Annotated in this window: 16 protein-coding genes, 1 tRNA gene and 2 pseudogenes; 12 read left to right on the plus strand and 7 right to left on the minus strand. The window is 60.6% G+C overall.

Annotated elements, in window-relative coordinates:
- Positions 1-25 precede the first annotated feature (25 nt).
- The 4 genes from NMD14_03355 (at position 26) to gshA (ending at position 6021) form a co-directional block, all read left to right on the plus strand.
- On the plus strand, positions 26-1003 hold the full coding sequence (locus NMD14_03355; protein XEI33490.1) for an NADP-dependent oxidoreductase: 978 nt from the start codon (positions 26-28) through the stop codon (positions 1001-1003).
- A gap of 79 nt (positions 1004-1082) precedes the next feature.
- Positions 1083-1520 carry a VTT domain-containing protein gene (locus NMD14_03360; GenBank protein ID XEI33491.1) on the plus strand — a complete coding sequence of 146 codons (438 nt, stop codon included), beginning with the start codon at positions 1083-1085 and terminating at the stop codon, positions 1518-1520.
- 27 nt (positions 1521-1547) lie between these two features.
- Positions 1548-4361 carry an insulinase family protein gene (locus NMD14_03365; protein XEI33492.1) on the plus strand — a complete coding sequence of 938 codons (2814 nt, stop codon included), beginning with the start codon at positions 1548-1550 and terminating at the stop codon, positions 4359-4361.
- Between the two features lie 61 nt (positions 4362-4422).
- On the plus strand, positions 4423-6021 hold the full coding sequence (gshA, locus tag NMD14_03370) for a glutamate--cysteine ligase (GenBank protein XEI33493.1): 1599 nt from the start codon (positions 4423-4425) through the stop codon (positions 6019-6021).
- A 67-nt stretch (positions 6022-6088) separates the two neighbouring features.
- Here the strand turns inward: gshA and NMD14_03375 are convergent, their stop codons facing one another.
- Positions 6089-7879: a long-chain fatty acid--CoA ligase gene (locus tag NMD14_03375; GenBank protein XEI33494.1), complete on the minus strand. Its 1791-nt coding sequence runs from the start codon at positions 7877-7879 to the stop codon at positions 6089-6091.
- 185 nt (positions 7880-8064) lie between these two features.
- On the opposite strand from NMD14_03375, the gene NMD14_03380 reads away from it, so the two are divergent.
- Positions 8065-8610, plus strand: a complete 546-nt coding sequence (locus NMD14_03380; GenBank protein XEI33495.1) for a hypothetical protein — start codon at positions 8065-8067, stop codon at positions 8608-8610.
- A 37-nt stretch (positions 8611-8647) separates the two neighbouring features.
- On the opposite strand, the gene rimI is transcribed toward NMD14_03380, so the two are convergent.
- A complete protein-coding gene (gene rimI, locus NMD14_03385; protein ID XEI33496.1) occupies positions 8648-9097 on the minus strand; it encodes a ribosomal protein S18-alanine N-acetyltransferase in 450 nt (149 codons plus the stop codon).
- A 109-nt stretch (positions 9098-9206) separates the two neighbouring features.
- Positions 9207-9641, minus strand: a complete 435-nt coding sequence (locus NMD14_03390; protein ID XEI33497.1) for a DNA polymerase III subunit psi — start codon at positions 9639-9641, stop codon at positions 9207-9209.
- A gap of 316 nt (positions 9642-9957) precedes the next feature.
- Between NMD14_03390 and NMD14_03395 the strand changes: the two genes are divergently transcribed.
- The 4 genes from NMD14_03395 to NMD14_03410 all read left to right on the plus strand — a co-directional run bounded on the left by NMD14_03395 (position 9958) and on the right by NMD14_03410 (position 15567).
- Positions 9958-11571 carry a DUF3763 domain-containing protein gene (locus NMD14_03395; protein XEI33498.1) on the plus strand — a complete coding sequence of 538 codons (1614 nt, stop codon included), beginning with the start codon at positions 9958-9960 and terminating at the stop codon, positions 11569-11571.
- A 9-nt stretch (positions 11572-11580) separates the two neighbouring features.
- A complete protein-coding gene (gene viaA, locus NMD14_03400) occupies positions 11581-13035 on the plus strand; it encodes an ATPase RavA stimulator ViaA (GenBank protein XEI33499.1) in 1455 nt (484 codons plus the stop codon).
- A 408-nt stretch (positions 13036-13443) separates the two neighbouring features.
- Positions 13444-15033 (plus strand): peptide chain release factor 3, encoded by a 1590-nt coding sequence (gene prfC / locus NMD14_03405; GenBank protein ID XEI34706.1) that lies wholly within the window; start codon positions 13444-13446, stop codon positions 15031-15033.
- Positions 15034-15090: 57 nt separating this feature from the next.
- Positions 15091-15567 carry an ASCH domain-containing protein gene (locus NMD14_03410; protein ID XEI33500.1) on the plus strand — a complete coding sequence of 159 codons (477 nt, stop codon included), beginning with the start codon at positions 15091-15093 and terminating at the stop codon, positions 15565-15567.
- A 213-nt stretch (positions 15568-15780) separates the two neighbouring features.
- Here NMD14_03410 and NMD14_03415 read toward each other — a convergent pair.
- Positions 15781-15868 (minus strand) — tRNA-Ser (locus NMD14_03415).
- Between the two features lie 197 nt (positions 15869-16065).
- Between NMD14_03415 and NMD14_03420 the strand changes: the two genes are divergently transcribed.
- The gene (locus NMD14_03420) at positions 16066-16815 is read left to right on the plus strand and encodes a DsbA family protein (protein ID XEI33501.1); all 750 of its coding nucleotides are present in this window, start codon (positions 16066-16068) and stop codon (positions 16813-16815) included.
- 145 nt (positions 16816-16960) lie between these two features.
- A pseudogene (locus NMD14_03425) lies at positions 16961-17074 on the plus strand (permease).
- Here NMD14_03425 and NMD14_03430 read toward each other — a convergent pair.
- From NMD14_03430 to hemL, 3 genes and pseudogenes are all read right to left on the minus strand, one after another.
- Positions 17019-17834: a hypothetical protein gene (locus tag NMD14_03430; GenBank protein XEI33502.1), complete on the minus strand. Its 816-nt coding sequence runs from the start codon at positions 17832-17834 to the stop codon at positions 17019-17021. The pseudogene NMD14_03425 and the gene NMD14_03430 overlap by 56 nt on opposite strands.
- Before the next feature lie 181 nt (positions 17835-18015).
- Positions 18016-19214: pseudogene (locus NMD14_03435) on the minus strand (ISL3 family transposase).
- 144 nt (positions 19215-19358) lie between these two features.
- Entirely contained in the window at positions 19359-20645 is a 1287-nt protein-coding gene (hemL, locus tag NMD14_03440) for a glutamate-1-semialdehyde 2,1-aminomutase (protein ID XEI33503.1), read from the minus strand.
- A 244-nt stretch (positions 20646-20889) separates the two neighbouring features.
- Here hemL and clcA point away from each other — a divergent pair, with 244 nt between their 5' ends.
- Positions 20890-22278 carry a H(+)/Cl(-) exchange transporter ClcA gene (gene clcA / locus NMD14_03445; GenBank protein XEI33504.1) on the plus strand — a complete coding sequence of 463 codons (1389 nt, stop codon included), beginning with the start codon at positions 20890-20892 and terminating at the stop codon, positions 22276-22278.
- Positions 22279-22320 lie beyond the last annotated feature (42 nt).

A 22320-nucleotide genomic window follows, 5' to 3' on the forward strand; every position in this document is an offset into this window, starting at 1 on the left:
ATCAATCAACAGGATGGATTGTGCAATGACGCAACTACAGATTACCGCATTCGGTGACCCCTCGGTACTCAGGCTCAACCCTTCTCTCGATAAGGTGCCAGCCGATGGCGAAGTGCGGGTGCGCATCTGCTTTGCGGGGGTCAATCCCATCGATGCCAAGACCCGCGCTGGCCTTGGTTGGGCGGCGGCACAAAACAAGGACAAGCTGCCCTGGACGCCGGGTTATGACGTGGCGGGCGTGGTGGAGAGAGTGGGCCCCGGCGTAGCCTCGCTGGCCGAGGGGGATCGGGTGTGTGGCATGGTCGGTTTTCCCCTTGCTGCCGGTGGCTACGGCGAGTCTGTGGTGGCAAGCGAGCGCGAGCTGGTCAAGCTCGACGGGGTGAGCCTCCAGCAGGGGGCGGCGCTGCCGCTGGCCGGTCTCACTGCCTGGCAGGGGCTGCTTGAGCACGGCGCCCTCCAGCGCGGTCAGCGGGTCTTGATCCTCGCAGGAGCTGGCGGTGTCGGCCATCTGGCGGTGCAGTTTGCCAGCGCCTATGGCGCCGAGGTGGTGGCCACCGCCAGCTCGGACAACCATGGCTTCCTGCACGCTCTGGGGGCGCGCTGGATGGTGGATTACCATGATGCGAACTGGCCAGCACGGGTGGTGGCAGAGGCCGGTCAGGTCGATCTGGTGCTGGATCTGATGGGCGGCGAGAGTGGCAAGGCGGCGCTGGCCTGCGTCAAACCGGGTGGCCGTCTGGTGACTGTGCCTACCATTACCGCCCAGCTGATCAAGGATGCAGGGGCCGCGGCGGGGATCGAGGTGATCGGCATGCTGGTGCATCCTGACCAGCAGCAGCTGGGCCAGATGTTGATGCTGCTGCGTCAGGGGGAGGTGAAGGTCACCCTCGCCGGTGAGTTCGCTCTGGCCGAGGGGGCGCTGGCCCATCAGGCCATCGAAGGGAGCCATGTGCGCGGCAAGCTGCTGCTGCGGATGCCTGCGGCCGATAGCTATCCCGGATGAGCGAGATGATGGTGATGGCACATGGTGTGGTTGTTGCTGAGTGTCCCGCGTCCTTGCCTCTGCGATGGGGAAGCGCATCATGAATGAGTTGATGCAAATGGGGCTGGGGTGGCTCTTTTTAAGCGCATTCACCTCCGCCACTCTGCTGCCCGGCAGCTCCGAAGTGCTGCTGGGGGCCATGGCAGCCAAGGGGGGGTGGAGCATGGCAAGCCTGCTGCTGTGGGCGACGCTGGGCAATACCCTCGGCTCCATGACCACCTGGTGGCTCGGCTGGCTCGCCACCTTCAAGAAAAAACCGGAAGATTTTCAAGGCCGTGGGGAACAAAAAGCCTTAGGCTGGCTCAAACAACACGGTCATTGGTGTCTGCTGCTTGCCTGGACGCCGGTGGTCGGTGATGGTCTCTGTCTGTTGGCCGGTTGGCTGCGCCTCTCCTTCTGGCGCTCTCTCATTTTGATCGGGCTCGGCAAATTGTTCCGTTATGCCCTGGTTTTTCTGCTGGCCAGTCACATTTTCTAGCCTGTTTTTGTCACTCACGAGGTTACCGTGAACAAAGTCATACCTTTAACGATTCTGCTTGGCCTCACCCTGCCGGTGCTGGCGGCACCGACCCTGATCGCCGAACAGGGCAAGGAGGAGGGCAAGCTCGCCATCCCCTATCAGATGTACAAGCTGGACAACGGCCTGACCGTGATCCTGACCCCCGACCGCTCCGATCCGCTGGTGCACCTCGATGTGACTTATCACGTCGGTTCATCCCGCGAGACGGTCGGCAAGTCCGGGTTCGCCCACTTCTTCGAGCACATGATGTTCCAGGGCTCGAAACACGTCGGTGATCAGGAGCATATGCGGATCATCAACGAGGCCGGTGGTGACATGAACGGCACCACCAACAAGGATCGCACCAACTACTACGAAACCGTGCCGGCCAACCAGCTGGAAAAAGTGCTCTGGCTGGAGGCGGATCGCATGGGTTTCCTGCTCGATGCGGTGAGCCAGAAGAAGTTCGAGATCCAGCGCGCCACCGTCAAGAACGAGCGGGCCCAGCGGGTCGATAACCAGCCCTACGGCTTGGTGAGTGAGAAGGTGGGGGAGGCGCTCTATCCGCGCACCCATCCCTACTCCTGGCAGCCCATCGGCTATGTGGAAGATCTCGACCGGGTCGATGTGAACGATCTCAAGCAGTTCTTCCTGCGCTGGTATGGCCCTAACAACGCCACCCTGACTCTGGGCGGCGACTTTGACAGCAAGCAGGCCCTCGAATGGATCGAGCAGTACTTCGGCGCCATTCCGCGCGGCCCGGATGTGGCCGAGCCGACGCCAAAGCCGGTGACTCTGCCCGAGACCCGCTACGTGACGTTGCAGGACAAGGTACACCTGCCGCTGCTCTATATCAGCTACCCCACCGTCTCCCTTGGCGATCCGCAGGAGCCTGCGCTCGACATGTTTGCCGACGTGCTGGGCGGTTCCGCCAGCTCCATGCTCTACCAGTCGCTGGTGAAAACCGGCAAGGCGATCGATGTGGGGGCGTCCCACTACTGCGAAGAGCTGGCCTGTACCCTGACCGTCTACGCCTACCCCAATCCGTCGCAGGATGGCAGCCTCAAGACCCTCAAGGGGGAGGTGGACAAGGTGATCGGCGAGTTCGCCCAGCGCGGCCTCAAGCCGGAAGATCTGGAGAAGGCGATCGCCAAGTACCGCGCCTCCGCCATCTGGGGTCTGGACAGCGTCTCCGGCAAGGTGAGCCAGCTCGCCATGGGTCAGGTGTTTACCCAGGATCCCAACTATGTGTTCAAGACCCTCGATGCCATCGGCAAGGTGACACCGGAGCAGGTGAAGGCCGCCTACGACCAGTTTATCGCCGGCAAGCCGGCGGTGGTGCTAAGCGTGGTGCCCAAGGGCAAGACCGAGTGGCAGGTTGCCACCCCGAACTTTACCCCCGCCAAGCGCGAGCTGCCGGATTACAGTAAGCATGACGAAGCGCTGGCCGAGCGACCGGTAAAAGACAAGTTCGATCGCAGCGTGCAGCCCAAGGCGAGCGAGGCGGTGAGCGTCAAGGTGCCCGCCATCTGGCACGGCAAGCTCGACAAGAACATCGAGATTATCGGTACCAAGAGTGACGAGATCCCCGCCGTCTCCATCATGATCGCCCTGCCGGGCGGCATTCGTGCCGAAGATAAGGGGCAACTGGGGCTGGCCAATCTGACCGCCGCCATGATGGGGCAGGGCACGGTACGCCTGACCGAGGCCCAGCTTAGCGACGAGCTGCAAAAGCTGGGATCTTCCATCGATGTCTCCAGCGCGCAGTACAACAACCTCATTACCGTCAGCTCGCTGGCGGACAAGTTGCCCCAGACGCTGGCGCTGGTACGCGAGGTGCTGGAGCGCCCGGGCATGCGGGAGGCGGACTTCGAGCGGGTCAAGGCACAGCTGCTGCAAGGGATGCAGCAAGCCCAGCAACAGCCCGAGTGGCTGGCCGGGCAGGCGTTCCGCGAGCTGGTCTACGGCAAGCAGAACCGCCTCGGTCAATCTACCGACGGGGTTGCGGCCGATGTGGCCAAGCTGACCCTGGCGGACGTGAAGCACTTCTATCAGGCCTACTACAACCCCACCAACGCCAAAGTGGTGGTGGTCGGTGATGTGGGCCAGCAGCAGATCGAGGAGCAACTTGGCTTCCTGACCGAGTGGAAGGGGGCCACGCTGACGCTGGGGGATCTCAAGCTCAAGGGTGAGCAGGCCAAGCCGGGCATCTATCTGGTGGACAAGCCGGGGGCGCCCCAGTCGGTGATCCGCATCGGTCGTCGCGCCATGCCGTTCGATACCACGGGGGATTACTTCACCGCCGGGCTGATGAACTTCAACCTGGGTGGCAACTTCAACAGCCGCATCAACCTCAACCTGCGGGAAGAGAAGGGCTACACCTACGGCGCCAGCTCGGGTTTCTCCGCCAACCGCGAGGTGGGCAACTTTGCCACTGGCGCCAATGTGCGGGCCGATGCGACTGTGGATGCCATCCGCCAGTTCCTCAAGGAGATGGACAACTACCGCAAGAGCGGCCCGACGCCGGTGGAGCTGGCCTATATGCGCAGCGCGGTCTCCCAGCAGGATGCCCTCTCCTACGAGACCCTGGGCCAGAAGGCGGGCTTCCTGCTGCAGATGGTGATGTATGACCTGAAACCGGACTATGTGCAGGCCCAGAACAACCTGATCAAAACGGTGTCACCCGAGGCGCTGAAGGCCAGTGCCGCCCGTTGGCTCAATCCGGCCGACATGGTGATCGTGGTGGTGGGGGACAAGCAAAAACTTGAAAAACCCCTGCAGGAGCTTCATCTTCCCATCTATCCGCTGCAGTTGCCGTAACTGACGCTTTATAATAATCAAGAGCCGCCCCGGATGGGACGGCCTCACATGAGCCGTGAATATGACTACAACAAGCTTGTCGCTCACCGAGTTGCTGAATGCGTTGGGATCACCGGAGCGCCGCACCGCGCTCAAGGGGATCCGGCGCGGGATCGAACGTGAATGCCTGCGCATCACGCCGGATGGCCGACTCGCCCAGAGCGACCATCCCCAGGCGCTGGGCTCGGCCCTGACCCATCCCAATATCACTACCGACTACTCGGAGAGCCTGCTGGAGTTCATCACCCCGGCCACCGACTCCATCGACAGCCTGATGGAGCAGCTCGGCGACATCCATCACCATGTGATTCAGCATCTGGGGGACGAGCGGATTTGGCCGCTCTCCATGCCCTGCTTCGTTGGCGGGGAAGAGAGCATCCGGCTGGCCCAGTACGGCAGCTCCAACATCGGCAAGATGAAGACCCTCTACCGTCAGGGCTTGAAGCACCGCTACGGCAGCCTGATGCAGGTGATCGCCGGGGTGCACTTCAACTTCTCCATGCCCGACAGCTTCTGGAGCGAGTGGCAGGATCTGGTGTGCGAAGGGTGCTGCAGCCAGCGCTTTATCTCCGATAAATACATGGGGCTTATTCGCAACGTCTACCGCTTCGGCTGGCTGGTGCCCTATCTGTTCGGTGCCTCGCCGGCCATCTGCGAATCCTTCCTCAAAGGGCGCAAGAGCAACCTGCCGTTCGAGAAGACCGGCAAGGGCACTCTCTATCTGCCTTACGCCACCGCGCTGCGTCTCTCCGATCTCGGTTACACCAACAGTTCCCAGGCGGGGCTCAAGATCAGCCACGACAGCCTGCCAGCCTATGTCAGCAGCCTGCGCCGCGCCATCAACACCCATGACCCCGAGTTCGCCAAGATCGGGGTCAAGGTGAATGGCGAGTACCGTCAGCTCAACGACAATGTGTTGCAGCTGGAGAACGAGCTCTACGCCCCGATCCGGCCCAAGCGCACCCCGCGCAGCGGCGAGAAGCCCTCGGATGCGCTGGATCAGCGCGGCATCGAATACATCGAGCTGCGCACCGTGGACGTCAACCCCTTCACCCCGCTCGGTATCGATGCGGATCAGATCCGCTTCTTCGATCTGTTCCTGGTCTGGTGCTTGTTGCGCCCCTCTCCGGTGCTGAGTGACGAGGAGATTGCCCGCAACCGCCGCAACCAGAACAAGGTGGTGCTGGAAGGCCGTCGTCCCGGCCTGACGCTTGAAGATGAGCAGGGTAATGCCATTGGCCTCAAAGAGTACGGCCTCAAGCTGTTCGACGAGCTGGCTCAGGTGGCCGAGCTGCTGGATCGCTGCTGCGGCCGCAACCACTACCGTGAGACGCTGGCGATGCACCGCGAGAAGCTGCTCAACCCCGAACTCACCTATTCCGCCCGCATGCTCAAGGAGTTGCTGGAGAGTGGCAAGGACAACGGCTGCTATGGCGACAAGCTGGCGACCCGCTATCGCGAGGCGCTGCTGGCAGGGGAGCTGCAGTATTGGGATGAGGCCTACTTTGCCGGTGAGGCGAAGGATTCGCTGGCCAAGCAACGGGAGCGCGAGCGCAGCGACAGCCTGTCGTTTGACGACTTTCTGGCTGACTACTTCGGAACCCGCACCACTACCGTCTGATGGCTGGTACGTGCCAACAAAAAGCCGCTCGAGTGAGCGGCTTTTTTATTTCTGAACCTGAGCGTTATCAGACGTGGTTATACATGGCCTCGATTTCGCTCTGGTACTTGGCCTCGATGATCTTGCGGCGCAGCTTCATGGTGGGGGTGAGTTCACCCAGCTCCATGGAGAAGGCGCTCGGCAGCAGGGTGAACTTCTTCACCTGCTCGAACTTGGCCAGCTCTTTTTGCAAGTCAGCGATGCGGGCCTCGAAGAACTCCATTACCCGGGAGTGGCGCAGCAGCTCGGTCTTGCACTGGTATTGCAGGTTGATGGAGCGGGCGTACTCTTCCAGCGACTCGAAGCAGGGGACGATCAGCGCCGAGACGAAGTGGCGGGCATCGGCAACGATGGCGATCTGCTCGATAAAGCGATCCTTGCCGATGGTCCCTTCCACCAGTTGCGGCGCCACGTATTTACCGTTGGAGGTCTTCATCAGCTCCTTGAGGCGCTCGGTGAAGTAGATATTGCCTTCGCTATCGAGCTCACCGGCATCGCCAGTACGCAGGAAGCCATCTTCGGTCATCACTTCGGCAGTGGCTTGGGGCTTGTTGTAGTAGCCGCGCATCACGGTGGGGGAGCGCACCAGCAGCTCATTGTTCTCACCCAGCTTCACGTCGATGCCGTCCAGTGCTGTGCCGATGGAGCCGAGCTTGAACTGGCTATCCTCGTAGCAGCAGACGGTGGCGGTGGTCTCGGTCATGCCGTAGCCGTACTTGAGGTTAAGCCCCATCGCCTGGAAGAAGAAGTTCACGTCATCGGCCAGACGGGCGCCCGCCACCGGCAGGAAGCGGGTGCGGCCACCAAAGCGGGCGCGCAGTTTGCGAAACACCAGTCGCTCGGCGAGCCAGAGCTGGCCGTAGAGCAGCGGGGAGGCGGACTTGCCCACCTGACGGGTAGCAACCATCTGCTTGCCGACCCTGGTCGCCCAGCCAAACAGGGCGCGACGCAGGGCAGGAGCCTGAGCCACCTTGGCCTGGATCATGGCGTAGGCCTTCTCGTAGAGGCGCGGCACGGCGCACATCACGGTCGGTTGCACTTCGCCAATCACATCCATCACTTTCTGCGGATCGCGGATATAGACGTTCTCGCCACCGCAGTAGAGCACGTAGAAACTCCAGACCCGCTCGAACACATGGCTGAGCGGCAGCATGCAGAGCGACACATCCTGCTGATTGAGGTCGAGGCGGCTGTTGTGCATCTCGAAACAGGCGGCAATGTTGGCAAAATCGAGCATCACCCCCTTGGGTTCGCCTGTGGTGCCAGAGGTGTAGATCAGGGTCAGCAAGTCGTCCATCCGGTACTGGCTCTCGCGCTCCCGCAGTCCTTGTTCGCTGGGCTGATGGTTGCCGGAGACCAGAAACTCCTGGAAGTGGCTCGCCTGCTCGCAGCCGCGTAGATTGACGTTGCCGTCGAGGGCGACGAGCTGGCGGAGCTCGCCGCTTTCAATCAGTTGCAGTGCCTGGTCGAACTGGTGCTGTTCACCGACAAACAGTATGCCGATGTTGGCATCGCGCACGATATAGCGCAGTTGATCGAGGGTGCTGGTGGGATAAATCGGGACACTGACACCGCGGGCGGCAAGGATGCCGAGATCGGCCTGGGTCCACTCCGGCATGTTGCGGGCATAGATGCCGACCATTTCGGTGGGCTGGTGGCCGCTGCGGATCAGCGCCTGTGCGCAGTAGTCCATGGCCTGGCCCAGAGTACGCCAGCCGATGGCACGCCACTGGCCATCTTGCTGAACCCGCAGGGCAGCCTTGTTGCCAAGCTGGGCAATACGTTCACGCATCAGTCGAACCAGATGAAGCTTCGGCATCAGTTAAACATCCTTTAATTACAGTTGTACGCCCGCGAGGGCACTAAAAATGGGGCTAGAGTTTAAACTTCAATATTACAGCTTACAAGTGTTCGCCATTTGCCTTGGATCACAAAGCGCGCAAATAGCTCTCCCTTTGCGCGGGCTGGCCGATACTGCAAGGGAGTGCAAAGAGGGTTAACGATATGAATCTGTGGGTGAAAGGGGTGTTGGCCGCGGTCGGGCTGATGGTGGTGGGGGGCGCTGCGTTTTGGTTCTTTGCCGGAACGTCATCACAGGGGCCCGCCAATCCCTGGTATGAAGGGGCCAAGGGGTATCAGCAGGCGCAGCAACAGGCGCTGGCGTTGGGCTATCCGCTGCTCTATGTGCTGGAGACCCCCAAGTGCCGCCGCTGCGGTGATCTGGATAAGAAATTCTGGCAGAGCAAGGAGATGGCTGGCCCGCTTGCCCGGCTGGTGAAGGTGCGGCTCAACCCGGGCAAGGGGGATGGCAGCGAGCAGATCCTGCGCCGCTTTCCCAAGGTGGCCACACCGCCAGGCATCTATATCCAGCCGCCGGGGCTGCCCCTCAAACCCATCAAGATAGTGGTGGATATCGATCAGATCTGGATGCCGGGAAAAACTTGGCAGCGTGGCTTTTATATGCCGCTCTCCGGTGCCGGATTTGAGGCGGTGCTGCACTCCACCCTGGCCTTGCAGGATCCCTCGTTGGATAACGCTCCCCTTGATTGAGGGGGACAAGCAGTTTGAGTATGGCGAACAGGCGGGATCAACCGAAATCGAACAGCCGCGACATCAGCACCGCATCTTCCCGGTCATTGCCGGTGCCGTAGTAGTCGGCGCGGCGGCAATACTCGGCAAAACCGGTGCTCTCGTAGAGGTTGATGGCGGTTTGGTTACCGGCCCGCACCTCGAGAAACCAGGCCTCTGCGCCCGCTTGTTTGCTGCGCGCCAGATAGGCCTGCAACAGCGCCCGTCCCAACCCCTTGCCCTGAAACGCCGGATGCACGCAGATGTTCATCAGCGAGCTGTCACCGGCCACCAGATCCGAGATATAGAAGCCCGCCGGGCGGCCGTCGATCAGCATCAAGCCGTTGAGATAGCGAGGGCCGAAGCAGGAGAGCAGGTTGGCCTGACTCCACGGCTCCTTGTGTGCGGCTTGTTCGATGGGGTAGACAAGGTCGAAATCGCTCTCGAGCAGGGGGCGAAACTCAGGCATGGTGGCTCCGGATGGCAAGATGTTGGGCACTGGGGTTGGCAGGGGCAGCGTGTGTAAAATCAGGTAAAAAGAGCGGCATCACGGTGGGACTCGGCGGCATGATGCAGGATTACGCCGCGCTGGCCGCAAGGTATGGGCGCAGTTGTTGCCACAGGGCGCGCTTTTGTGCGGCGCTGGGGGCTAGCGGGCAGATCAGCGCATCCGGCCGCTCGGGGTTGGCCTCGGTCAGCCAGAGCAGCGGTGAGGCGTCCGCCCTGTGCAGGTCGGCGGGTGGCAGCTCGCTGAGCAGTGAGACCTCGTCGGGCGTCATGCCGAGCAACTGGCAGATATCCGCCAGCAGCGTGGTGGCAGGCAGCTGCGGCGCCAGTAGCCAGAGTTTGCCGCTGGGCTGTGGGGCGCTGCTGGCCGGGGCCGTCTGGCCGGGCTGCGCGGCATGTTGCTCAAGCTCGGGAGCGGGTTCTGCGCCCAGCAATGCCGGACGACGCAGCTGCCAGCTTTGAATGCCCATGCGGGCCAACATGCTCTGACGAACGGGATCTTGCATCTGGGGCGACTCACTCTTGATCTTGCATTGGGGAAAATCGTGTTGCGCAGGGTACACTCGAACCGCTTTTGCTGCACCCTTTGCAACCCATCATCTGGCGCATGCGGGCATGGCGCTCCTCACGACGCCATGTTACACAGGGGCGCTGCACGCCGTTGATACGGGATCGCACCACCCTTGCATTTTTTGCTGTCAGAGGCGGGTATTGTGCGGCAAGAGATACCAGAATACACATCATAACAAGACAAAACCCACGGTCGAACAAATGGATATCGCACCTTGGGACTATCATCATCCCAGCTTTGGAACACTCTCTATGTCGCCTTTAGCTCAAGCCCAGAACCCTGCGCGTCTTATTCCTATCCAGGAGCGGCTGCCCCGTCTGCTGGCCGCTCTGGGCGAGGGGCTCTATGAACGGCAGGATGCCCTGCGCCTCGGTCTGCTGGCTGCCCTCAGCGGCGAGAGCGTCTTCTTGCTGGGGCCACCCGGTATCGCCAAGAGTCTGATCGCCCGTCGCCTCAAGCTGGCCTTTCACGACGCCCGCCACTTTGAATACCTGATGACCCGTTTCAGCACGCCGGAGGAGGTGTTCGGCCCCCTCTCCATTCAGGCGTTGAAAGAGGATGGCAAATACCTGCGCCTCACCGCCGGTTATCTGCCGGAGGCCGAAGTGGTGTTTCTCGACGAGATCTGGAAGGCGGGCCCCGCCATCCTCAATACCCTGCTTACTGCCATCAACGAGCGGCAGTTTCGCAACGGCGACAGCCAGCACCCCATCCCGATGCGTTTGCTGGTGACCGCTTCCAACGAGCTGCCCGCGCCGGATAGCGGGCTGGAAGCGCTCTACGACCGGATGCTGGTGCGGATCTGGATGGATCGGGTGCAGGAGAAAGCCAACTTTCAATCCATGCTGGCCAGCGATGGCCATGCCCACCAGAACCTGCCTGAATCCCTGCAGATCCGGGGGGATGAGTACGAGCAGTGGCAGAGCCAGATTGAGCAGGTGCGCCTGCCGGATGCCTGTTTCGAGCTCATCTATCAGCTGCGCCAGCAGCTCGACAGCCAGCTGGCCCATCGCTGCTATGTGTCGGATCGCCGCTGGAAGAAGGCGGTACGGCTTATCAAGGCCAGTGCCTTCTTCAATGGCCGCGATGAGGTGGCCCCTCTCGATTTGCTGCTGTTCAAGGATTGCCTCTGGCATGACGAGGAGTCCCGTACCACGCTGATGGAGATGATGACCGAGTTCTCCCGTCTCTATGGCTATCAGCAACTGGCGCTGACCCGCCAGCTGTTGGCGCTTAGGGATCAGTTCAAACAGCTGAAACAGAGCGTGGCTCAGCGGCTCTGCACCAAGGCGCGGCAACGCAAGCAGTGGTTTGGCCGCCGTGCTCGGGGCATCGAGATCCCGCTCGCCAATGCCAGACCTTTTGGCAAGCAAGTGCACTTCCATCTGCTCACCCCGGCGCCGCTGGATGGCAGCGATCCCGAGCGTCTCACCCGCACACTGGTGTTCGATCGAACTCTGCTCTCCCACTGGCATCCGACCGGTGAGGCGCTGGTGGGTTATGAGTTCGGCAACCCGAAAGAGGGGCATTACGAGCTGGTGCTGGACGATGAGCTGCGGCTGCAGGTGCTCGATATCCAGCGCCAGCAGATCCCGCTGGTGTTGATGGAGCGCAACGCCATCCCCGAGGTGGTGCTGGAGCCCTGGTTGCAGGCGCTCGATGAACAACTGGTTCAGGCCGGCAAGGTGATGCAGGAGCTCAAGCAGCAGCGCAGCCTATTCGAGCGTCATCAGCAACACCTGTTTATCGGCCAGCGCTGGTTGCAGCAGGTGGAAGACAGCTTCTTCGTGCTGAACCGGGACCTCGAACTGCTGCGCAGCGAGCTGACGCAGTGGCGCGAGCGACTGCCAAGGCTGGACGAGTAAGGAGCGCTCATGCTTGAGATCGGCATGCTGGATCTGGGCCTTCTCATGGGAGAAGGTGAGCTGGCTGGGGAGGTGGTGGCGCTGCTGGCGGCCTCGCCCAAGATTTCCGAATTTATCAAACGCTCCCCGCTACAGGGCAAGCTGCTGAAAAAGCGCCTGCAGAGCTGGGGCGAGCAGCTTGGCGAGGAGATCCGTCACAAGCCGGTGCCGGTGGCGCTGGAGCAGGAGTACCTGCTCTATCAGGCGCATCGGCAACTGCCGATGACCGAGCTGATTGGTCGCCTGCCCGGCTTGCTGGAGTCGCTGGAGCAGTACAGCCCCTTCGCCGGTGAGGCCAGATCCTTGGTGCGTCAGCTGACTGCTCACCCCACCGAGGGGCTGCGCCAGCTCTTTATCGACAAGTGGCGCGCCAGTCTGGTGGGGAGCCTGCTGCAACTGCAGCAGCAGATCGCCGAAGCGGAGCGGGAGAAGCAGCGTCAGGAGATTGAAGATCAGCTGCTGGCGAGCCGCACCCTGGCTGATGCCCTCGATCCCAACCAGATCTCCGCGGGCGGCCTGTGGGATCTGGCGCAGGGACACTGGCACAAGCGCAGTCTGATGCTGATCAAACAATACGCCCGCATGTTGCAGCGCGAGCCCTTGCTGGCGGAGATTGCCGGTCTGCTCGGGCGCAGCGAGCGGGATCGGCGGGCGCAGGAGCAGCCGGTGCCGCCGGTCGAGGTGCTGGAGCTGGAGCCCGCCCCCAGCGACGATGTGCCGGACGATTTGGTGGGCATCCATCAGGCCAGCGATCTGATGCGGCTGCTGCCAAGCGAGGCGGTGATGCTGGGCCTGCCCGAGCTGGAGCTGGAGTTCTATCGCCGCTATCTGGAGCGGCGTCTGCTCAGCTACCAGTCGCGCGGCACCCTGCCGCGTCAGCGCATCATGTTGCGTACCCCGGAACAGGGTGGCCAGCAGTTGCAGCAACGGGGCCCCTTTATCGTCTGTGTCGATACCTCCGGCTCCATGGGGGGTTATCCCGAGGAGTGTGCCAAGGCGCTGTTTCTGGCACTGCTCAAGGTAGCGATGGACGAGAAGCGCGGCTGCTACCTGATGCTCTTCTCCACCGAGGTGGCGACCCTCGAGATCACCGCCGATACCGGACTGGAGAAGGCGGAGCGCTTCCTCTCCATGAGTTTTCACGGCGGTACCGATCTGGTGCCCTGCCTCGAGAAGGCGCTGGCCAAGCTCGATGATCCCGCCTTTGCCAAGGCCGATGTGCTGGTCATCTCCGACTTTATCGCCCAGAGCCTGCCCCACGTCCTGCTCGATCAGATGAACCGCTATCGTCAGCGCCAGACCCGTTTTCACGCCGTCGCCATGTCCCGCCACGCCAAGCAGGCGCTGTTGCGGGTCTTTGACAACAGCTGGCTGCTCGATTGTGGCCTGCGTGGTCGGTTGTTGCGGCGCTGGCAGCATCACTAGGGGTTGCCCACCAGGAATCACCAGGCGCGGCTCGAGACTACAGCCACATGTTGCCGTATGGCGGACCCCTATGCAGACGTGATCGCTCCCCTCAACCGGTTGCGCGAGCAGGCGGTCCTGATCCCGCGTGCCGACAGTGCGCTGTACCGTGCGAAGGGGGCTGGTCGCAAGCGGGTGGAAACAGACGGCTGACGGGCTGGGTATTTTTCACTCGCGCGGGTATAATGTCGGGCAATTTTGCTTTGACTCAGGCGAGAAGACCCATGTAGCGCAACCCTCCTCCCTCTCTCCATCAGGTTGGCAACACGCCAGCTGGCGTGGCTTTCGTTGCGTATACATGTGCCGTGAGCGGCATTCCGGATTTATTCCCACGGTGGCTGATGCCACCGCTCAATAGAAGAACGTTGAATTATGTCAGCTGAATTTCTGAGTGAAGTCTCCAAGAGACGCACTTTTGCGATCATCTCGCACCCGGATGCGGGTAAAACCACCATCACCGAGAAAGTCCTGCTGTTCGGACAGGCCATTCAGCGCGCCGGTACCGTCAAGGGCCGTGGCTCGGGCCAGCACGCCAAATCCGACTGGATGGAGATGGAGAAGCAGCGTGGTATCTCCATCACTACCTCGGTGATGCAGTTCCCCTATGCTGACTGTCTGGTCAACCTGCTCGACACCCCGGGTCACGAGGACTTCTCCGAAGATACCTACCGTACCCTGACGGCGGTCGACTGCTGCCTGATGGTCATCGACGCCGCCAAGGGTGTTGAAGACCGGACTCGCAAGCTGATGGAAGTGACCCGTCTGCGCGATACCCCGATCCTCACCTTCATGAACAAACTGGACCGCGAAGTGCGCGACCCGATGGAAGTGATGGACGAGGTGGAGCGCGAACTGAAGATCATGTGTGCGCCCATCACCTGGCCGATCGGCTGTGGCAAATCCTTCAAGGGGGTCTACCACCTCTACAAGGATGAGACCTATCTGTATCAGACCGGTCAGGGCCACACCATCCAGGAGAAGCGGGTGGTCAAAGGGTTGAACAACCCGGATCTCGATGCCGCCATCGGCGAAGATCTGGCTGCCCAGCTGCGCGGCGAGCTGGAGCTGGTGCAGGGCGCCTCGCCCGAGTTCGACCACGATGCCTTTATCGCTGGCGAGATGACCCCGGTCTTCTTCGGTACCGCACTGGGTAACTTCGGTGTCGACCACATGCTGGACGGTCTGACCGACTGGGCGCCGTCTCCGATGCCGCGCAAGGCCGAGAGCCGCGAGGTAGAAGCGACCGAAGAGAAATTCTCCGGCTTCGTGTTCAAGATCCAGGCAAACATGGATCCGAAACACCGCGACCGTATCGCCTTTATGCGTATCGTGTCAGGCACTTACAGCAAGGGCATGAAGATGCGCCACGTGCGCATCGGCAAGGATGTGAACATCTCCGACGCCGTGACCTTTATGGCCGGTGACCGGGAGCAGGCGGAAGACGCCTTCGCCGGTGACATCATCGGTCTGCACAACCATGGCACCATCCAGATCGGTGACACCTTCACCCAAGGTGAAGATCTCAAGTTCACCGGTATCCCGAACTTCGCACCGGAACTGTTCCGCCGCATCCGCCTGCGCGATCCGCTCAAGCAGAAGCAGCTGCTCAAGGGGCTGGTACAGCTCTCCGAAGAGGGCGCGGTGCAGGTGTTCCGTCCGCTGATCAGCAACGATCTCATCGTCGGTGCGGTCGGTGTGCTGCAGTTTGACGTGGTGGTATCGCGCCTCAAGAGTGAATACAACGTCGAAGCGCTGTACGAGGCGGTCAACGTCTCCACCGCCCGCTGGGTGGAAGGGACCGATGTCAAGAAGTTCGAAGAGTTCAAACGCAAGAACGAGGTCAACCTGGCCCTCGATGGTGGTGACAACCTCACCTACATCGCGCCGACCATGGTCAACCTGCGCCTGGCTCAGGAGCGTCACCCCGACGTGGAGTTCCGTCAGACTCGCGAGCACTGATACTGCTTACCGAATCCCGCCAGATGGCGGGATTTTTTTATCCATCAAGGAGAAGTGATGGTTGACTTGATGAACCCTGCCTGCTCGGCTTTGGCTGAGCGTTATCTGTTATCCCTGCCGGTGGCAGCACGGGCTCGCCATGTCTCAGCTGACTACTTCTGTGCTGATGAACACAATGCCAACCTCTGTGCGGCGCTGGTGGTGGCAGGCCGCAAGCGAGCCACTTGTAGCCTTGCTTACTGGTATCTGGAGAAGGGCGAACGGATGCCGGAACAGGGGGACCTGCTGGTGGTGACCGACTGGGACGGTCAACCCAAGGCGCTGGTTGAGATGGTGTCAGTCACCTTGTGCCCATTCGGTGAGATTGATGCTGCGTTTGCCGCTGAGGAGGGGGAGGGCGATGGCTCTCTGGCCTGGTGGCGCGAGGCGCACAGGGCATTCTTCGAACGCGAGATGAAGGCGGAAGGGGGCGAATTTGATGAGCACGCTATGCTGGTGCTGGAGCGATTCCGGGTGGTGGCGCTGCCGCAATAAATGAAGTGGCAAGCAGGAGATCCTCCTGCTTGCCACTACCATCGCTGCGTTTTGCCGTTCTGATTTCGGGTAAAAATGGGCAGTGATTGAGCCCGCAGGCGGGAAGATTAAAGAGGGTGTTGAAGGAGGTTAATTTGCTGAGATCTATGAGGAATGGCAAATCGAAGACAAATAAAAAGCCCACGCAACATGGTTGCATGGGCTCAGTATGAATGGCGGAGGAGGTGGGATTTGAACCCACGGATGGTCGCCCATCGCCGGTTTTCAAGACCGGTGCATTCAGCCGCTCTGCCACCCCTCCGCAGCAGTGCGGCGAATATTACCATGCTGAACTGGCTTGTAAATCCCTGCCTAGTTTGATTGCTGATTAATTGCGCAAAATGACATAAGAAAGTGGCAATCAGGGGGCATGAAGCGCTTTTTTGGCCAGATAACTTGACTTGAAAAGAGAGTGAACGACTATAGTGGCCTCTATCATATCCTCTGCAAGATAACGTTATGACTATTAAAAATGCCCTGTTTTGTGCGCTGGCTGGCGTGACCCTGCTGGCTGCGCCGGTACATGCGAGCGAGCTGACCAAAAGCGATGTCGAGCAAATCGTTCGTGACTATCTGGTCAAGAATCCCGAAATCTTGGTCGAGATGTCTAATGCCCTGCGCGCCAAGCAGGAGAGCCAGCAGGCCGATAGTGACAAGGCACTGATCAAGGCTCACGCCAAGCAGCTTTATGCCAATCAGGATCCCGAGATGGGTAATCCGAAGGCATCGCTGACCATTGTGGAGTTTTTCGATTACAACTGCGGCTACTGCAAACGGGCCCATCCGCTGGTCAAGCAGTTGATGGCGGAAGATAAAGATATCCGTTACATCTACAAGCAGTTCCCCATTCTGAGCGAGTCCTCCTACTTCGCCGCCCGCGCCGCGTTGGCGGTACAGCTGGGCCAGCCTGACAAGTATCAGGCGTTTCACGAGAAGCTTTATGCCCATCAGGGCCCGATCTCTGATGAGGCACAGGTCAAGCAGTTGGCACTGGCGGCCGGTGTTGACTGGAGCAAGGTGGAAGCCAAGATCAAGGATGGCAGCATTGACCAGAACCTAGGTACCAACCGTGCGCTGGCTGAAGCACTCGGTATTTCCGGTACCCCCGCCTTCATCATCGGTGATCAGATCCTGCGTGGAGCGCCCCGTGATCTGGCCAGCCTGAAAGGGTTTATCAAGGACGTGCGTGCCGGCAAGAGCATTCAATAAGTGCTTGCCATGGTCGGGGCTCTGCGCCTTGGCCAGAGACAGAAAGAGGGTCGGTATCGCTACCGGCCCTCTTTTTCATTATGTCCTTTGGCACAGCTGGTCGTTGCGAAAGAACCATCACAACGTGCTCAGGACCCGGCCTGTTTCCCTGCAGGTCAAATCCATGGATATGGAGATGCGGAAGTGGCTGGTTGCCTTTATCGTCATCTATACCTCCTGGACCATGTACGCCTCCTGGCGGGCGGCGCGTCACTCCCCTGTGCAGATGGCGGTGGAGAGCGCAGGCTAGCCTGTACCAGTGCCGCTTCGGCCTTGGCCCCCAGAAAGACATAGAGGCCGAGCGCCAGCAGCAAACCCACCGCACATCCCATCACCCCGACCGCAGGCCAGAGCAGCTCGCTCTGGCCGAGCGAGCCTTTGAACAGCAGCAACAGCCCCTCGATGGAGACCGCGATCAGAATGGCGGCGATAAAGCGGGTGATGGTGCGGCGAATAGCGCTGTGGCGGAAGATATCCTTATGCAGCAGTACCTCCTCTTCCAGAATGGTCTTGCCCAGATCGAACACCGCCAGTGCCAGTGTCAGGAAGATGATGGCGCTAAACGCGCCTAGCTGGTTCTGCTGCTCGCCGCACAACAGCTGGTAGAGCTGCTCCAGCCCGTGCCAGATCAGGGTGGCGACGATGAGAAACAGCGCCATGCTGAGCACCACATAGACCGCCTTGAACCAGGGCATGGCGCGGCGGCGCTCCCTGTCTCCCATCAACCAGCCAATCAGCTGATTCAGACAGACGGTGATCTCCCGTCCTTGCCCCTGCACGATAAGGTGCAGCCGGTTATGGACCGCCGGTGCCGCAGGTAGGATGCACACTGGCCCCTGATAGTGGTCAATGCTGACCACAAAGGGATACCGCTTGAGCGAGGCAAGGGGGGCGCTGAGCAGCCCCTGTAGTAGCGGGGTCAGCTCCGCCTGATACTCCTGATAGCGCCGCAGCACATCGATGGGGCTCATCTCTGCCATATGGACCTCGGTGACGTGGGCTCTGTTGCGAATGTGCAAATAGTGGGCCTGCTTTATGACAGGGATGGCGGGGCAAGTTGCACCAGAGGATGACAAAACGATGGATGACGAAGGGGAAATGCACCAGAACTGGGCGTATTGACGCCTTGTGTGGTGATGGAGGCACGGCAATAGAAAAGGTTCATCGCGTCTTTCCGGGGAAGGCGGCCTTGATTTTCAGGAAAAAGTATTCTGAGTCCCGAAATCCATAAGCCATGCGTTTGATCACCTTGATCCGATTATTCACGCCCTCCAGCAGGCTGGTGTGCATGGGAAAGATTGCGCTGGCCAAAATCCCCCGGGTGTAACGGCGAAGGTTTTTGGCAAAACGCTCTAAGGGCTCCAGGCCACTTTCCTTCGCTTGTCGCATCCAGGCCTTCCATCGTCGCCAACCTTCCCTGACACTCGGGGCGTACCAGATTTCCTTCAGGGCCTCCTTGAGAACATATGCTGTCGCCAAGGGCTTATTGGCTTCCAATAGCTCTTGTAATTTCACCGCCTGGTCTTCCTTGAGATTTTCTCGATTGCGCAGGAGTAACCAACGCGCCAGCTTGACGACCTTGCGAGCCGGCTTGTCATGCTTTAATGCATTGGCTTGATCCACCCGAATTCGGTCGAGCACTTTGCGGCCATAACCGGCCACCACATGGAACAAGTCATACACCACCTCCGCCTGTGGACAGTGCTGTTTCACTTCCAGATCGAAGGCGGAGTTCATGTCCATGGCCACCGCTTCAATCTGTTGGCATCGTTCGCCCATCAGCTCGAAAAAGGGGCGAATAGCCTCTCGGCTGTTGCCATGCCCCACCCACAAAACGCGAGTCCGTTCAGCATCCATGATCACTGTGGCATAGCGGTGGCCTTTATGCAGGGCGAATTCATCCATCACCAGCCGTCGCACCGAGCCGGGCTCAAAGGTGCCAACACTGGCCTGTAGCCGACGCTTGTCGATGGCCTTGATGGTATGCCAGTGCAGTCCGGTGAGCTGGCTGATATGACTGATAGGCATCAACTCAAGCAAGGCCTCTACCCAGCGCAGCAATCGCTGTGTCAGCCGGGAGCTGGGGGTAACCAATCGATATGCTCAGAAACCCGACCACAACGCAGGCAGTCAACCCGACGGACGGGGACTTGCAGATGTACGCGAAGTTCAAGGAGGTCACGGTCACGAACTGTGCGCATTCGGCGGTCATGGATGAGTGGACAGGGTTGATGGCACTGACCACAGAGCGGTAGATGATTGGCGAGAGGCTCAAGAGCCAATGTGATTTGTGTGGCAGAGCGGCGATGGACAGAAACGTCGTAACCTGGCCAGAACGAGGCAAAATCAATATGATGCATAGCGACAGCAGGGTAAGGGAGTCCGGTTGTTTGGCGACTACCAGTTTACCCGAACCCTGTCTGTCAACTTACTCTTCCCCACGCTTCCGCGAAGAACCATAGAAAAGGGCCCGTGACGGGCCCTTTGCGACAACCTGCGGCGATTTAGCCAGCCAACTTGGCGAAGCTGCGTTCGGCGGCTGCCAGGGTGTGTTCAATCTCCTTGTCACCGTGAGCCAATGACAGGAAGCCCGCCTCGTAGGCGCTCGGTGCCAGATAGACGCCCTCTTCCAGCATCAGATGGTAGAAGCGCTTGAAGCGTTCCATATCGCAGCGAGTGACCTGCTCATAGCGGGTGATTTCGGGCTCGTCGGTAAAGAAGAAGCCGAACATGCCACCCACATAGTTGATGGCAAGCGGGATACCGTGCTTGGTTGCGGCCGCTTTCAGCCCTTCTGCAACCTGGGCGGTCTTGGCGCTCAACTGCTCATAGAGGCCCGGCTCCAGCAGCAAGTCCAGCATGGTCAGACCGGCTGCCATGGCCACCGGGTTGCCGGAGAGGGTGCCCGCCTGATAGACAGGGCCGGTCGGGGCGATGTGCTGCATCACCTTCTTCTTGCCGCCGAAGGCGCCGACCGGCATGCCGGCACCGATGATCTTGCCAAGAGTGGTGAGATCCGGGTCGATGTTGTAGTGGCCCTGAGCACCGCGCAGGGAGACGCGAAAACCGGTCATCACCTCGTCCAGGATCAGCAGGGCACCAAACTCGTCACAGATGGCGCGCAGCCCTTCCAGGAAGCCGGGTACCGGCGGGATGCAGTTCATGTTGCCAGCGACCGGCTCGACGATGATACAGGCGATCTCGCTGCCGTACTGGCTGAAGGCTTCACGCACAGAGTCCAAGTCGTTGAAGACGCAGGTCAGGGTGTGCTTGGCGAAATCGGCCGGTACGCCCGGGCTGTTGGGCTGGCCCAGGGTCAGGGCGCCGGAACCGGCCTTGACCAGCAGGGAGTCGGCGTGGCCGTGGTAGCAGCCCTCGAATTTGACGATCTTGTCGCGGCCGGTGTAGCCGCGGGCCAGACGGATGGCGCTCATGGTCGCTTCGGTGCCGGAGTTGACCATCCGCACCTGCTCCATGGAGGGAACGATCTGGCGCACTTTCTCGGCCATCAGCACTTCGATCTCGGTCGGCGCACCGTAGCTCAGCCCTTTCTCAACGGCCTTGATGACGGCGGCCTTGATGGCCGGGTGGTTGTGACCCAGCAGCATGGGGCCCCAGGAGCCGATGTAATCCACGTAGGCCTGACCATCCACATCATAGAGATAGGCGCCATCGGCGTGATCGATGAAGCGGGGCGTGCCGCCGACTCCATTGAAGGCGCGGACCGGTGAGTTGACGCCACCCGGAATGGTCTGGCGGGCCTGTTCAAACAGCTGATCTGATTTTGACATGGATCATCCTTAATGGGATTTTGGTCGTCACACAAGGGATTGCAGCCGATTGAGACTCGGCAGGCCGGAGCATCAGGAGTATGCTTTGCGCTCTCGCCACCCGGACTCTCGGTCTGCTCCCGTGACAAAAATTTAACGGGCCGACTATAGCAGAAAGCCCCAGCCCAGGGCAGCCGAGCAATTCACCGGGTGATCCTGATCTCAGCTAGCTGACGATATGGTTTTTCCAGGTTGGTGTAACAAGATGGCGCAACAAGCTCTCTCCTCTGAATTCGATACCTCTTCGCGGGGATCGCTTTCCCGCATGATCCGGCAAGACAAGATGCCTTTGCTGGTGCTGTTGCTGGCTGCGCTGGTCGGCATTCTGGCCGGGCTGGTGTGCGGCCTGTTCGAATCGGGAGTCCACTGGCTGGCAGAGCAACGTTTCGCGTTGCTGGCCGATCGTCCCTGGTGGCAGCTCGGTCTGCTCGGCTTTGGCTTTAGCGCCTTACTGGGGTTTGTCGGCTACTTCCTCACCCATACCTTTGCCCCTGAAGCGGGGGGATCCGGCATTCCCGAGATCGAGGGGGCGATGGACGATCTGCGCCCGGTGCGGTGGTGGCGGGTGTTGCCGGTCAAATTCTTCGGCGGCATCTGCACCCTGAGCTCAGGTATGGTGCTGGGACGGGAAGGGCCCTCGGTGCAACTCGGCGGTAACCTCGGCAAGATGGTGGCGGATATCTTCCGGCTGCCCAAGGAGCATGGCCACGCCCTGCTGGCCGCCGGTGCGGCGGGCGGTCTGGCGGCCGCCTTCAATGCACCACTGGCGGGCATTCTGTTCGTGATGGAGGAGATGCGGCCACAGTTTCGCTACTCCTTCCTCGCCATCAAGGCGGTGGGGATCTCCGCCATCATGGCGACCCTGATGCTGCAGAACATGAAAGGGCAGGGGGCGGTGATCACCTTGCCCCACTACGATGCGCCCGCCCTCAAGGCACTCTGGCTGTTCCTCTTTATGGGGGCCACCTTCGGGGTGCTGGGCTTTGTCTTCAACAAGCTGGTGCTGGCCTGTCAGGATGGTTATCTGGCGCTGCATCAGAACAAGCGCCACCGTTTCGTGGCCATCGGTATGCTGGTCGCCGGGACATTTGGTGTGCTGTCGCTGTTTGCCCCCGCGGTGACGGGGGGAGGGACCGAGCTTATTCCCCATCTGATGGGGGATGAGTATGCGATGGCAACCCTGTTCCTCATCTTCTCGGTGCGGCTGGTCGCGACCCTCATCTGCTTCTGCTCCGGCGCCCCGGGCGGGGTGTTTGCGCCGACGCTGGCGCTGGGCACCCTGTTTGGTGTGGTGTTCGGCCACCTGTTTCATGCGGCATTTCCCGAGCTGGGCATCGAGCCCGGCGCCTTTGCCATTGCCGGCATGGGGGCGCTGTTTGCCGCCACCGTGCGCGCCCCCATCACCGGCATCGTGCTGGTGACCGAGATGACCGACAACTATCAGCTGATCCTGCCGATGATGGTCACCACGGTCGGGGCGACAATTGTTGCCCAGTGGCTGGGTGGCCGACCCATCTATTCCCAGATCCTGGAGCGAACTTTACGGCTTGCTGCGCGTCAAAAGCGGAGTGATGGCAGCGCCACGGCCAGTTAATTTTTGCCTTTATCGCCTTTGGCCCCGATCCGGGCGGTATAG

The sequence above is a fragment of the Aeromonas veronii genome, assembly GCA_041319085.1.
Classification (GTDB): domain Bacteria; phylum Pseudomonadota; class Gammaproteobacteria; order Enterobacterales; family Aeromonadaceae; genus Aeromonas; species Aeromonas veronii_F.